Source organism: Pigmentiphaga sp. GD03639 (genome assembly GCF_029845405.1).
GTDB lineage: Bacteria > Pseudomonadota > Gammaproteobacteria > Burkholderiales > Burkholderiaceae_B > Pigmentiphaga > Pigmentiphaga daeguensis.
Genome location: NZ_JAOCLR010000023.1, coordinates 81,485 through 94,660 on the forward strand (window position 1 = coordinate 81,485; position 13,176 = coordinate 94,660).

General features: G+C 67.9%; 13 protein-coding genes and 1 pseudogene. 6 read left to right on the forward strand and 8 right to left on the reverse strand.

Features of this window, described 5'->3' with window-relative positions; genetic code table 11:
• Positions 1 to 2: 2 nt before the first annotated feature.
• The 5 genes from N5K27_RS21160 to N5K27_RS21180 form a co-directional block, all read right to left on the reverse strand.
• Positions 3 to 1,310: a cytosine permease gene (locus N5K27_RS21160; RefSeq protein ID WP_279818582.1), complete on the reverse strand. Its 1,308-nt coding sequence runs from the start codon at positions 1,308 to 1,310 to the stop codon at positions 3 to 5.
• Between the two features lie 113 nt (positions 1,311 to 1,423).
• Positions 1,424 to 2,902, reverse strand: a complete 1,479-nt coding sequence (locus N5K27_RS21165) for an FAD-binding oxidoreductase (protein ID WP_279818584.1) — start codon at positions 2,900 to 2,902, stop codon at positions 1,424 to 1,426.
• Positions 2,903 to 2,921: 19 nt separating this feature from the next.
• Entirely contained in the window at positions 2,922 to 3,686 is a 765-nt protein-coding gene (locus N5K27_RS21170; protein ID WP_087837884.1) for an ABC transporter permease, read from the reverse strand.
• Between the two features lie 6 nt (positions 3,687 to 3,692).
• Positions 3,693 to 4,499, reverse strand: coding sequence for an ABC transporter ATP-binding protein (locus N5K27_RS21175; protein ID WP_087837885.1), 807 nt, complete (start codon positions 4,497 to 4,499; stop codon positions 3,693 to 3,695).
• Positions 4,492 to 5,508 carry an ABC transporter substrate-binding protein gene (locus N5K27_RS21180; RefSeq protein WP_279818586.1) on the reverse strand — a complete coding sequence of 339 codons (1,017 nt, stop codon included), beginning with the start codon at positions 5,506 to 5,508 and terminating at the stop codon, positions 4,492 to 4,494. The genes N5K27_RS21175 and N5K27_RS21180 overlap by 8 nt, the downstream gene beginning before the upstream one ends.
• Before the next feature lie 283 nt (positions 5,509 to 5,791).
• Between N5K27_RS21180 and thiS the strand changes: the two genes are divergently transcribed.
• Genes thiS through N5K27_RS21195 form a run of 3 tightly spaced genes read left to right on the forward strand, consistent with a single transcriptional unit; the run spans position 5,792 to position 7,601 of the window.
• Positions 5,792 to 5,992: a sulfur carrier protein ThiS gene (gene thiS / locus N5K27_RS21185; RefSeq protein ID WP_132979851.1), complete on the forward strand. Its 201-nt coding sequence runs from the start codon at positions 5,792 to 5,794 to the stop codon at positions 5,990 to 5,992.
• 7 nt (positions 5,993 to 5,999) lie between these two features.
• Positions 6,000 to 6,782 carry a tRNA (guanosine(46)-N7)-methyltransferase TrmB gene (trmB, locus tag N5K27_RS21190; protein ID WP_279818587.1) on the forward strand — a complete coding sequence of 261 codons (783 nt, stop codon included), beginning with the start codon at positions 6,000 to 6,002 and terminating at the stop codon, positions 6,780 to 6,782.
• Positions 6,783 to 6,815: 33 nt separating this feature from the next.
• Positions 6,816 to 7,601 carry a helix-turn-helix domain-containing protein gene (locus N5K27_RS21195; RefSeq protein ID WP_132979849.1) on the forward strand — a complete coding sequence of 262 codons (786 nt, stop codon included), beginning with the start codon at positions 6,816 to 6,818 and terminating at the stop codon, positions 7,599 to 7,601.
• Here N5K27_RS21195 and N5K27_RS21200 read toward each other — a convergent pair.
• The 3 genes from N5K27_RS21200 to N5K27_RS21210 form a co-directional block, all read right to left on the reverse strand.
• Positions 7,538 to 8,761 (reverse strand): CoA transferase, encoded by a 1,224-nt coding sequence (locus N5K27_RS21200; protein WP_087837979.1) that lies wholly within the window; start codon positions 8,759 to 8,761, stop codon positions 7,538 to 7,540. The two genes, N5K27_RS21195 and N5K27_RS21200, sit on opposite strands and share 64 nt — an antisense overlap.
• Positions 8,762 to 8,893: 132 nt before the next feature.
• Positions 8,894 to 10,117: an IscS subfamily cysteine desulfurase gene (locus tag N5K27_RS21205; RefSeq protein ID WP_279818588.1), complete on the reverse strand. Its 1,224-nt coding sequence runs from the start codon at positions 10,115 to 10,117 to the stop codon at positions 8,894 to 8,896.
• Between the two features lie 169 nt (positions 10,118 to 10,286).
• A complete protein-coding gene (locus N5K27_RS21210; protein ID WP_243724527.1) occupies positions 10,287 to 11,279 on the reverse strand; it encodes a zinc-dependent alcohol dehydrogenase family protein in 993 nt (330 codons plus the stop codon).
• A gap of 303 nt (positions 11,280 to 11,582) precedes the next feature.
• On the opposite strand from N5K27_RS21210, the gene aqpZ reads away from it, so the two are divergent.
• From aqpZ to N5K27_RS21225, 3 genes and pseudogenes are all read left to right on the forward strand, one after another.
• Positions 11,583 to 12,278 (forward strand): aquaporin Z, encoded by a 696-nt coding sequence (aqpZ, locus tag N5K27_RS21215; RefSeq protein WP_132979847.1) that lies wholly within the window; start codon positions 11,583 to 11,585, stop codon positions 12,276 to 12,278.
• 75 nt (positions 12,279 to 12,353) lie between these two features.
• Positions 12,354 to 12,713, forward strand: coding sequence for a VanZ family protein (locus N5K27_RS21220; RefSeq protein WP_132979846.1), 360 nt, complete (start codon positions 12,354 to 12,356; stop codon positions 12,711 to 12,713).
• Positions 12,714 to 12,906: 193 nt separating this feature from the next.
• Positions 12,907 to 13,176, forward strand: a pseudogene (locus N5K27_RS21225) (hypothetical protein); the annotation flags it as partial.

The following is a 13,176-nucleotide window of genomic DNA, read 5'->3' on the forward strand; positions in this document are numbered from 1 at the left end:
CGCTAGGCGGGAACGGGTTCCGCCCGCTCCCGCCGGCGCATGAACAACACGGCCAATCCGAAGCTCAGCACCAGCGTGGGCAGGGCCGACCCCAGCGCGGTGCTGGCGAGCGGCAGCAGGTGATAGAACGCAATGCCGGCGATCCAGATCAGCACGGCCTTGACCCTTACCGCGGGCGCCCGCCGCAGCAGCCGGTTGGCGTCGGCGCCCAGGCCCAGGGTGCCCAGCATGACGCCGAACAAGGGCACGAAGCAGGAACTTAGCAGGAGCAGGAACGGCTCCAGGCTGTGCATGGGCAGCACCATCGCCAACAGGCAGCAGGCTGAAGCGATCAGCAGCCCCCAGCGGCGGATGCTCCAGCGAGGCGCGATGCCGTGCGCCGACACGGAAGCCGAATAAGTGTCGCCATAGGCGTTGTCGACTTCGTCGATCAGCACCAGGGACAGCGCGATCAGGCCGCCCTGGGCCTGCAGCAGGGCCATGATCAGGTCCTGGCTGGGCAGCGTCAGCGCGACCAGCACGCCCAGGCCGTAGCACCAGATGTTGGCCACGGCATAGCCGGTCCAGGCGCCCGTCAGCGCCGAACGGCCGCTCTTGCCGTGGCGCGCGTAGTCGGCCACCAGGGGCAGCCAGCTGATGGGCATGGCGATCACGAGATCCAGGGCGGACAGCGCGCTCATGCCGCCCGAACCGCTTCGGTTCCACAAGGCAGCCAGGCCCTGGCCGTGCGCCATGGACAGGAACTGCCAGCTCAGCCACAGCAGCGAAAGCACCACCAGCGGCAGGGCCACCCGCGAGACGATGCGGCGCACCAGGCGCACCATGGAGCCGCCGATGAGCAGCAGGATCACCGCGCCCCAGAGCAGCGTGGCCAGGTAGGGCCAGTAACCGGCGGTCATGGCGCCGCCATGGCGGCCCACGGCGACCGTGGCATCGCGCATCACCACCAGCTCGAACGCACCCCAGCCCAGCAGTTGCACGATATTCAGAAGGATGGGCAGGCGCGCGAAGCTGCGCCCGTACACAGCCACCATCAGCCCGGCGCTGGACAGGCCGCTGCGGCAGCCGATCTGCGCAACCCAGCCAAGCAGTCCCGCGCCCAGCACGGAGCCCAGCACGATGGCCAGCAAGGCTTGCGAAGGGCTCAGGGCCGGCAGCAGGTACGAGCCCATCTGCATGACCAGCAGCCCCACGCCCAGGCTGAACCAGAGGGAGGCATGGTCATGCCATTGGAAGACACGCAGTTCGCCGGGCACGGCGGCAAGCGCTTCGTTGCCGTTGCCGGCGGAGGAGGGTGACGCGTCAGTCATGAATGTTCGCTCGAATCCAGGCCACTCCGGCCATGATAGCGAACAAGCCGCTTTCCCCCTACCTGCGCCTGCGCACAGTGCTCGGGGCAGGCAACTTCTCCTTCCGACAGGCGCTATAGCCGCGCCACCGGCATCGACGGCGGCGCGGCTGGCGCCGGCCGCCGCGCCCAGGACGCCGGGGCGTGCGGCTGGCCGTCTCCCGCCACCACCTTCCCCGGATTCATGATCCCCAGCGGATCCAGCGCGGCCTTGATCGTGCGCATCAGCGCAATTTCGGTGGCGGAGCGGGAATAATGCAGGAACGGCCGCTTGTGCAGCCCGACCCCGTGCTCGGCAGCGATGGAACCGCCTCTTGCCTGCACGCAACCGTAGACCGTTTCCTCGATCTCATGCACCGGCAGCGGCCGGTCGTCCACCTGCACGATGAAGTGGACGTTGCCGTCGCCGGCATGGCCGAAGGCGATGTTGCGCAGAGATGGCCAGCGCGCGCGCAGCCGCTCGCGACAGGTCTGGACGAAGTCGCCGATCTGCCCGGTGGGCACGCTGATGTCGAACCCCACGCGCGGCCCGAGCGCGGGCAGGAAGTCGCTGCCGGATTCACGCAGCTCCCAGAAGGCCTGGGTGTCGCGCAGCGACCGGGCCAGCGCGGCATCCTCGACCAGTCCTTCCTCGACGGCCGCCTCGATCAGGGCGGTGAACTGGTCGGCGTCCTTGTCCGGCTCGAAGCCCGAGGACTCGACCAGCAGGTACAGCCCATGGCCCGGGGACAAGGGCACGGCCCCGCGCCCCTGGCGCGCGGCATGCGCCAGCGCCAGTTCGTAGAACTCCGGCCACATGACCTCGAACGCCGACAGCGCCGGACCAAGCCGCTCGCGGGCCAGGCGCAGCAGGCGGCTGGCCGCGGCGTAATCGGCCAGCGCGCACAGCGCGGTGTTCTGGCTGGCGGGCCGGGGCGCCAGGCGCAGCACCAGGCGGGTAATGACGCCCAGGGCGCCCTCGCTGCCGATGAACAGCTGCTTCAGGTCGAAGCCGGCATTGTTCTTCTGCATCTTGTTGAGCGAGGACACGACGCTACCGTCGGGCAGCACCGCCTCCAGCCCCAGGACCAGGTCGCGCATCATGCCGTAGCGCAGCACGCGGTTGCCGCCCGCGTTGGTGGCGGCGTTGCCGCCTATGCTGCACGAACCCCGCGCGCCGATGTCCAGCGGGAACAGCCAGCCGGCCGCATCGGCCGCTTCCTGCACGCGCTGCAATGGGGTGCCGGCCAGCACGGTCAGCGTGCCGGCCTGCGCATCGGTTTCCTCGATGCCCTGCATGCGCTGCAACGACAACAGCACGCAGCCGCGCACCGGCGTGGCGCCGCCGGACAGCCCGGTCAGGCCGCCCTGCGGCACGACGGGCACGCGCAGGCGGGAGCAGCAGGCCAGCAGGCGCGAGACCTCGTCGGTCGTACGCGGCAGGGCCAGCGCCAGCGGCTCGTCGCCGGCTCCCGCCGCCACGACCCAGTCGCGCAGATGGCGTTCGGGAATGTCGGCCGCGGCGCGGACGACTTCGTCGCCCAGCGCCGCCCGCAGTTCGTCCAGGGCCCGCATCAGTGGCGATGTCCGGACATCAGATGGCGACCTTGTTGGCGGACTCGTGCCAGGGGATCATCATCTTGCGCAGCGAACCGACGGCGAAATACAGCGAGAAGCCGATGGCCGCCAGCAGCAGCACCACCGCGAACAGCGTATCGACCTCCAGTTCCTGCAGCTTGATGGTGGCCAGGTAGCCCAGGCCGCGCGTGCCGGCCACGAACTCGCCCACCACCGCGCCGATGATGGCCAGCACGATGGCCATTTCCATCCCGGTCAGGATATAGGGCAGCGAACTGGGAATGACCAGCAGGCGAAAGCGCCGCGATTGCCTGGCGCGGCCCACGGTGAACACCTCGGACAGCCCGCGGTCCACCGATTTCGCGCCCAGGTAGCTGTTGGCGAACACGGGGAAGAAGGCCAGCACCGCCGAGACGATGATTTTGGACTCCAGCCCGAAGCCGAACCACAGGATGAACAGCGGGATCAGCGCGACCTTGGGCGTGACCTGCAAGGCGATCACAAAGGGCTTGAACACGGTGTCGAGAATGGCGACGCGGCCCAGGAGCTGTCCGACGATGGTGCCGAACACGATGGCGAACAGGAACCCCCCCAGGCACTCGGTCAGCGTGATGCCCAGGTGGTAATAGGTGTCGGTGGAACCGAGCAGGCGGAACAGGGCCACCACCACCAGCTCGGGCGCCGGCAGCACCAGCGGCGAGACGTCGAAGAAATGCACGTATCCCTTCCAGATCAGGAAGAAGGCCACGACGGCGGATACTTGTAGCGCGAGTCGTTTCATGTCGGGTCAGAGCTCCAGCTTTTTCCGGATGTCGCTGCACAGCTTGCCGAACTCGGGCGAGCCCAGGGCTTCGGTGCGGGGACGCGGCAGGTCGATCTTGAATTCGGCCACCACGCGGCCGGGACGGGCCGACATCACGATCACCCGGTCGGCCAGGTGCACCGCTTCGCTGATCGAATGGGTGATCAGCAACGCGGCGAATCCCTGCTCGGTCCAGATGCGTTCGGTATCGGCGGTGATCTGCTCGCGCGTGAGCGCATCCAGCGCACCGAACGGCTCGTCCAGCAACAGCAGTTCGGGATCGGTGAACAGCGCGCGCGCCACCGAGGCACGCTGCTTCATGCCGCCCGACAGCTCGGACGGACGGCGCTTCTCGAAACCGGTCAGGCCGACCAGCTTGCACAGCGCCAGCGCGCGATCGACGTCGGCGGCCGAGGCCCGGCCCTGCATGAGCCGCGGCAGCATGATGTTCTGCTCGATGCTGAGCCAGGGCAGCAGGCGATGGTCCTGGAACGCCACGCCCATGCGCGGCGCCTGGCCGTCCCGGCCCCAGTCGATCCGGCCCTCGGTGGGCTCTTCCAGGCCGCACAGGATGCGCAGCAGGGTCGACTTGCCGCAGCCCGAAGGCCCGACGATGGCGACGAACTCGCCCGCGCCGATGGATTGGCGGATGCCCTCCAGGGCCTGGACGGTACCCGACTTGGTGTCGAAGCGCTTGGACACGCCGTCCACGCGGACCACCGGTCCGCGGCCGGCGTTCAGCGCGTGCACGTTACCGGCCGGCGGTACCGCGCGCACGATGTTGTCAGCCATTGGCGGCCTCCCAGATGTCGTTGGTGTACAGCGGCTTGGTGGTCGGCTGCTTGAGCAGGCCGGCCTGGCGCAGCAGCGACTCGCCCTCGGTCCACTGCGCCTCGTTGCAGCGCAGGACCTGCTTGGGGTTCGCGGTCGCCCACAGCTCGCGGTTGGCGCGCATGTCGGCCAGCGCGATCGGCGTGTTGTCCGATCCGGGAATGTCGTACTTGCCGCGCATCAGGGCGACGGCCTTCTGCAGCGCCGCGTCGTCCATCGCGATCAGTTCCTGGGCCGAGCGATAGGCGGCGCGCAGGAAGGCGACGTAGGCGTCCTTGTTGGCGGCCAGTTCGGCTTCCTCGGCCACGTAGACTTGCCCCGGCACGCCGTCGTCCATCTGCATGGTCGAGACCGGGAAGTTCTGGGCGGTCAGCCGGATGGCGGAACTGGCGTTGCCCAGGAAGCCCTGCACGCGCTTGGACTGGATCATGCCGAAGGACGCGGCCGAATCGGCAACGCGCTCGCGGCGCACCGACTTGGGATCGATCTTGGCACGCATCAGCATCAGGTCGAGCGTGGCCTCCATCGAACCGCCCGCCGATTGCACGCCGATGACCTTGCCCGCCAGGTCCTGGGGCGTGCGGATCGGGGCGTCCTTGGACGAGATCACCGCGAACGGCGAACGCTGCGCGATGGTGGCGATGGCAATGACCGGGGCATTGCTGTTGACGCGCGCCATCATGTAGTTGGCGCCGCCGGTGCGGCCGGTCTGCACCTGCTTGGCCGCGGTCAGCTGGACGACCTGGGCCGCGCCGCGCCCGGCCTCGATCTTCAGGTCTAGGCCTTCCTTGGCGAAATAGCCGGCCACCGATGCATACAGCACCGGCGAGAAGGCCAGCGAGAACGACGACGGCGTCAGGAAGGTCAGCTTGCCCTTGCCCTGGGCGTGCACCACGGACACGAGGCCCGGCAGCGGCAACAGCGTGGCGGCAGCGGCAGCCGCGCTGCCGAGGAATTCACGACGTTTCATGAAAGGACTCCAGTTGCGGCCGCCGGCATCGCGGCGGCCAGGCCTGGCGCGGGAGGCATCCCGCCGGCAAGTGGGAGGAAAACCGGAGAGACCGGTTTGTACCATATATAAAACAATGATTTATATATGGCATAAATACATAGTAGGTCACACTTGGACACGGGTCTATGGGGTAAACCCGAATTCAATCAGTCGCATGACTGATCATCCATGACCATCAATCCGTTACCGACCTGACTCGGAGCTTGCCGCACCGCCGTCCCAGACCGACTAAAATCGCGCCATGAATATCGTATTGAACGGGGAACCGCGCACCATCGAGGCAGCCTCCTCGGTGGCCGATCTGATCCAGGCGCTGGGCTACGCGGGCAAGCGCGTCGCCATCGAGCGCAACGGCGAGATCGTCCCGCGCAGCGCGCACCAGCACACCCTTATCGCCGATGGCGACCGGCTCGAAATCGTCGTCGCCGTGGGCGGAGGCTAGGATCACGATGAACATGACCACTCCCTCTCCCGCCCTGCCGCTGCCGGCCGATCCGGCCCTGGCCGCCGGGAAACTGCCCAAGGCCGCCCGGCCGGGCACGCACATCCGCAGCTTCGTCCACCGCCGCGGCCACATCACGCTCAGCCAGAAGGAAGCGCTCGAGACACTGACGGATACCTGGTCCCTGCCCTATACGGACCGGCACATCTCGTTCGCCCAGGTCTTCGGCCGCGAGGCGCCCACGGTGCTGGAAATCGGCTTCGGGATGGGCGAAACCACGGAAAAGATCGCCTTGGCCCAGCCCGAGCGCAACTTCCTGGGCGTGGAGGTGTTCAACGCCGGCGTCGGCGCCATGCTCCGCCGCATCGAGGACTCGGCCCTGCGCAACGTGCGCATCATCCAGCACGACGCGGTCGAAGTCATGCGCGACATGATCCCGCCGGCTTCGCTGGCGGGCGTGCATATCTATTTCCCCGATCCCTGGCCCAAGAAGCGGCACCACAAGCGGCGCCTGATCCAGCCCGCCTTCGTCGAGCTGCTGGCCAGCCGTCTCGCGCCCGGCGCCTATCTGCATTGCGCGACCGACTGGCAGCCCTATGCCGAACAGATGCTGGAAGTGCTGAGCGGCGAGCCGCAGCTGTGCAATACCTGCGAAGGCTATGCCGAGCGCCCGGCCTGGCGACCCCAGACCAAGTTCGAAACCCGCGGCCTGCGGCTGGGTCACGGCGTGTGGGACCTGATCTTCGAACGGCCGCCCGTCTCCCGCTATTCTCCCCGGGCCGATGCCTGACCGCCACGCCCGGACCTGACGGGGAACGGCGCCATGATACGGTCCATAGCCCGGGGGCTGGCGGTATTGCGCGCGATGAACGGGCGCATGCACTCCACGCTGGCGGACCTGCACCGGGACACGGGCCTGCCCAAGCCCACCGTCTTCCGCATCCTGGAAACCCTGCGCGACGAAGGCTACGTGCGCGAGGTCGACGCGCGGGGCAGCTACCAGTTGACCGGCAAGGTCCGCGACCTGAGCGACGGCTGCTCGGAGCGCCTGCTCATCGTGGACGCGGCCATTCCCTGCATGATCCGGGCCACGCGCCGGATCAAGTGGCCGCTGGGCCTGTCGACCCTGGACGGCGACCGCATGGCCGTGCGCTACAGCACCATGCCCTACAGTCCCCTGGCCTACCTGCCCACCACCTACGGCCGCCGCCATCCGATGACGCAATCCTCGGTCGGCCTGGCCTACCTGGCCTTCTGTTCGGAGCCGGAACGGCGCTTCCTGCTGCCCCAGGGAGCTCCCGCCGGACTCCTGGCCGTCCTGGACGCCACGCGGACCCGCGGATACGCGGTCCGGCAGGCGACCGTGGAATGGGACAGCGCGACCTGCGCCGTGCCGGTAGCCGAGGACGGCGAACTGCTGGCCGTGCTGAGCATGACCACCTTCGGCTCCACCATGACGCAGAGCTTCCTGGACCGCCACATCCCCATCCTGCAGCAGACCGTCCTGGAGATCCTGGCCGCGCAGGCGCCCCTGCGGCACGTGGATCAGGCCGACGAAGGCCCCAGCGCGCCGCTGCCGGCCAAGGCCTCGATCTCCTCCGCCGAATAACCGGCCTCGGCCAGGATCTCGGCGCCGTGCTCGCCCAGCTTGGGCGCCGGCCTGGATGGCACGTCGTCCCGGCCGCTCATGCGCGTGGGATCGGCCAGGTCCCACATCTTTCCTTCGGTGGGATGCTCGACCTCGCGCAACAGCCCCGAGGCCACGATGTGCGGATCCGTGCGCAGGCTGTCCAGCGTGTTGTAGGGCATGGCGGGGATGTCCGCTTCCTTGAGCAGCGCCAGCCATTCGGCGGTGGTGCGCCGGGCGATCGCCTCGGCCCGGATGCTGAAATACTCCCGGCTATGGGCGGCGCGGGCCTGCTTGGTATTGAAGCGAGGATCGGTCTGCATTTCGGGATGCCCCATGACGCGCATCAGCGCGAAAGCCTGGGCATCGGTGTTGGTCGTCAGGCAGACGTAGCCGTCCGCCGTCTTGACGGGACTGGCCTGCGGGTCGATCAGGCGCAGGTCGCCGGGCGGCGAGAGCGGAGGCTCGAAAGTCGCGCCGTACAGATGCTCGCTCAGCATCAGGGCCGCCATGTTCTCGAACATGGGCACTTCCACGCACTGGCCCGCGCCGGTGCGTTCGCGCTGGAACAGCGCCATCATGACGGCGTTGAGCGCCATCAGGCCCACGGTGCGGTCGGCCACGACATAGGGCACGTAGCGCGGCTGGCCGGTCGCCATCTCGGATAGCGCGGCCACCCCCGCCCCGCCCTGGATGATGGAATCGTAGGCGGGCGTGTCGCGGTACGGGCCGGGGCCGAAGCCCACCATCGCGCAGTACACCAGCCGGGGATTCGCGCGCGCCGCGCTGTCGTAGTCCAGTCCCAGGCGCTCGACCGCTTGCGGCCGCATGTTGATCAGCAGCACGTCGGCGCGCGCGACCAGCCGCATCACGGCCTCGCGGCCCCGCGGCTGCTTCAGGTCCAGCACGATGCTGCGCTTGCCGCGGTTCAGGTGCAGGAACTTGCCCGACATGCCGGGCGTGGGGGAAGGCCCGGCGATCCAGCGGATGACGTCGCCATCGGCGGCCTCGACCTTGATCACGTCGGCCCCGTGGTCGGCCATGATCTTGGCGGCGTAGGGCCCGACCACCGCCGAGGTGAGATCGAGGACGCGAATGCCGGACAGGGCGCGCCGGGCGCCGGAAGCGGAATGATCGGACATGACGGAAGGCCGCGCTGCGCGGCCGGAAACGACGGACCTGCGCAGCATAGCCCCGCCGGACCGCGCCGTGCCGGGCTTTCTTGGGCTATTTCGGCAGACGAAACGGCGGCATCGCCGTTCCGGTCGGTTTCCCTAGTGGGCCGCCCACTGGATGGTGCTCAGGTCCACGCCGTCCTGGTACATCTCCCAGAGCGGGCTGAGTTCGCGCAGCTTGGCGACCTTGCCCTTGATCAGGTCGACGACGAAATCGACTTCCTGCTCGGTGGTGAAGCGGCCCAGCGTGAAACGGATGGAGCTGTGCGCCAGTTCGTCGCTGCGGCCCAGGGCGCGCAGCACGAAGGACGGCTCCAGCGACGCCGAGGTGCAGGCGGATCCCGACGACACGGCGACGTCCTTGATCGCCATGATGAGCGATTCGCCCTCGACGAAGTTGAAGCTCATGTTGAGGTTGTGCGGCACGCGGTGTTCGAGGCTGCCGTTCACGTAGACCTCCTGCATCTCGGACAGGCCGGCCAGCAGCCGGTCGCGCAGCTTGCCCACGCGCGCCGATTCCAGCGGCATTTCCAGCTTGGCCAGGCGGAAGGCCTCGCCCATGCCGACGATCTGGTGCGTGGCCAGCGTGCCCGAGCGCATGCCGCGCTCGTGTCCGCCGCCATGCATCTGCGCCTCGATGCGCACGCGCGGCTTGCGCCGCACGTACAGGGCGCCTATGCCCTTGGGCCCGTAGAGCTTGTGCGCGGTCACCGTCAGCAGATCGACCGGGAAGGACTGGACATCGATGGGCACCTTGCCCGCGCCCTGGACGGCATCGCAGTGGTACAGCACGCCGCGCTCGCGACAGAGCTTGCCGATGGCCTCCACGTCCTGGATCACGCCGATCTCGTTGTTGACCAGCATGACCGAGACCAGGATGGTGTCGGGGCGGATGGCGGCCTCCAGGCGCGCGAGCGGCAGCAGGCCGTCCTCGTCCACGTCCAGGTAGGTGGCCTCGAAACCCTGGCGCTCGAGCTCGCGGAAGGTGTCCAGGACCGCCTTGTGCTCGGTCTTGACGGTAATGATGTGCTTGCCGCGCTCGGCGTAGAAATGCGCCGCCCCCTTGATGGCCAGGTTGTTGCCTTCGGTGGCGCCCGAGGTCCAGACGATCTCGCGGGGGTCGGCGTTCAACAGCGCCGCGACGTGGCCGCGCGCGGTCTCGACCGCTTCCTCGGCCTCCCAGCCGTAGGCATGGCTGCGCGAGGCGGGATTGCCGAACTTCTCGTACAGATAGGGCACCATGGCGTCGACGACGCGCGGATCGACCGGCGTCGTGGCGCTGTAGTCCATGTAGACGGGAAGGCGCATGGGGGCTTGGGGCATGTTTCGCTCCTGGAACGTGCGGTATTGCGGATGGCCGCCATAGTAGCCTGCCCCTCCTTCCCATAAGGTAATACCCCGGCTGCCAGCATTGACACCCGGGCCGGCGCGCTAGCCGATGGACAACTGGGTCTTGCGGACGGCGACGAGCGGCATGAGGACTCCTGGGACGTCAGGGCATCAGGATGATCTTGCCGATGGTTTCGCCGGCATCGAGGATGCGATGGGCATCCCTGACGGCGTCCAGCGGCATGCGGGTGGCCGCAGGCGGCGTGATGCGCCCTTCGGCCATCAGGCCGATCAGGCGTTCGGTGGCTGCGCGCCGCGTGCCGCGATCGTGGTCGAAGCTATGGATGGAAAAGCAGCGCAAGGCCAGGCTGCGGCCCACCAGCTTGCGCAGCTCCCCGAAGATCTCCGGTTGCGGTGGCCCGCCCACGATGTTGTAGGACACGGCCATGCCGAAGGGGGCCAGCGCGTGCAGGCAGTCCACCAGGACGCCGGCGCCGATGTGGTCCAGGGCCAGCTCCACGCCCGCGCCATCAGTCAGCGCCATGACGCGCTCCGGGATGGATTCCCGCAGGCGATCGATTACGTGCGTGGCCCCCATGGCGGTGGCAAAGGCCGCCTTCTCGGCGGAACTGACCACGCCGATGACCTCGCTGCCTTGCTGCCGGGCCAACTGGATCACGGCCGAGGCCACACCGCCGGCGGCGCCCGTCAGCAGGACGCGCCGCGCCTGCACGCCCGGATTGCAGCGATTGAGCAGTGCATCGGCCATCAGGAAGTTGGGCAGGCTGAGCGCGGCCTCGAAAGAGATGGCCGCCGGCAGTTCGAACGGCGCATCGGCCGGCACGCAGATCGCCTCGGCATAGCAGCCACCGCGCCGGACTAGTTCCCGCGCGCTGACCAGCACGCGCCGGCCGGCCAACTCCGGCGCGACGCCTTCGCCTACCGCGTCGATCACGCCGGCCATCTCGCCTCCCGGCGTCGCCGGCAGTGGCGGCATCCATTTATAGGTGCCGTTGCGCATCAGCACGTCCGGCCGGCCCACGCCTATGGCGCGCGCCGCGACGCGGACCTGGCCCGGCCCGGGCACCGGCGCCGGCACATTGGCAATGACGAGTGCGTCGGGCCCGCCGGGCTGGTGGATCTGCACGAGTTTCACGGTTCCATGCCTTGAAGTCTGAGAGTGGGCGCAGTTTAGAGCCGGGATATGTTCTTGTCCCTCGCCACGGCCGGATAGCTCGCGACGGGTACGCCCAGGCTCCTGGATGCGCATGATGTCTGCTCCTGGTTCTTGCTGGGATGGATCGGGTGCCGGCTGCGCGGACGGCCGCACGCTAAACAAGCCCAAACACCGCTCCATGCGTTGCGCAAACGCCTCATAGAATCACGGCGCGATTGCGCATGAACCGCAGTGGGTGCATGCTCCGCGTGCTACTCGACCACTGCACGATATGGGGGATATATGAGCAAAAGGCTTTGCGCTGAATTCCTGGGTACGTTCTGGCTGGTATTGGGTGGCTGCGGCAGCGCGGTCCTGGCCGCGGCGTTTCCGGAGTTGGGCATAGGATTCGCCGGCGTCGCGCTGGCCTTCGGCCTGACGGTGGTGACCATGGCCTACGCGGTCGGACACATCTCCGGCGGGCACTTCAACCCGGCGGTCACCGTGGGCCTGGTGGCCGGCGGCCGCTTCCCCGCCAAGGACGCCATCCCCTACATCATCGCCCAGGTCGTGGGCGCCATCGCCGCCGGCGGGGTCCTGTACCTGATCGCCAGCGGCAAGGCGGGCTTCGATGCCAGCGCCGGCTTCGCTTCCAACGGCTACGGCGAACATTCCCCCGGCGGCTACACGCTGGCCGCGGCCATCGTCTGCGAACTGGTGCTGACGGCCTTCTTCCTGATCGTGATCCACGGGGCGACCGACAAGCGCGCGCCGGCCGGCATGGCGCCGCTGGCCATCGGCCTGACGCTCACGCTCATCCACCTGATCAGCATCCCGGTCACCAACACCTCGGTCAATCCCGCCCGCAGCACCGGCGTGGCCGTGTTCCAGGGCAGTTGGGCGCTGGAACAGTTGTGGGTGTTCTGGCTCGTGCCGCTGATCGGCGGCGCGATAGGCGGCCTGATCTATCGCCACCTGCTGGAAAAAGAAACCAACTGACACGGGGCGTTCTCGAAGCCCGGCGATAATGGCGGACGGGGACCTTCCCCGCCCTTCGCCTGACTCCGGACACCGATGAATCCACGCCTGACCGCCTTCGGCGGATGGAAGCCGCTATTCTGGGCGGCCGCGCTGGGGATACTCCTGCTATCCCTCCTGCCTTCCGCCACTCCCCTGCCCACCACGGGGTGGGACAAGACCAATCACCTGCTGGGCTTCGGCGTACTGGCCGCGCTGGCGCGCTTCGCCTATCCCGGCCCCGCCTGGCCGCGCCTGCTGGGCCTCCTGGCCTATGGCGCGCTGATCGAGATCCTGCAATCCCTGACACCCGACCGGTCGGCGGAATGGGCGGACCTGTTCGCGGACAGCCTGGGCATCGCGATCGGCTGGTGCGCGGCCTGGGTGGCCACGATCGGATTGCAGCGACGGGCCTGAGCCGTACCAGCGGACGTGCATCGTCCGGCGTCGCGCGGCACGAGCGAAACCGGAGAACATTGAAACGCTGCGGGGGAATTGGTGGGCGGTACTGGTTTCGAACCAGTGGACCCTGCCGTGTGAAGGCAGAAATAGTGAATCTACTAGACCTTACTTGGACATCATTTAAGGGGGCAGCAAGCCGGCGATTACGGTGGAGGATGCTTGCTCCACTTATGCCGAGCATGTCAAAGTAGAAAGCGGTGCAAGCAATGCAGATGACCTCACGGCACGCTACAGACGCTGGGTGAATCTGGATCCAATCGGAAAAGTTGAACTAGCCAAGCTGACTAAGAAGAACGTGCTCGATTGGCACCATCGCCTAGTGAATGCACCCATCAAGAGGAACGGAGCAAACACGAACCGGGAAAGTTCCAAAGACACCGTCAACCGTGACATGAGCGCCCTTCGCGCGGCATTGAAC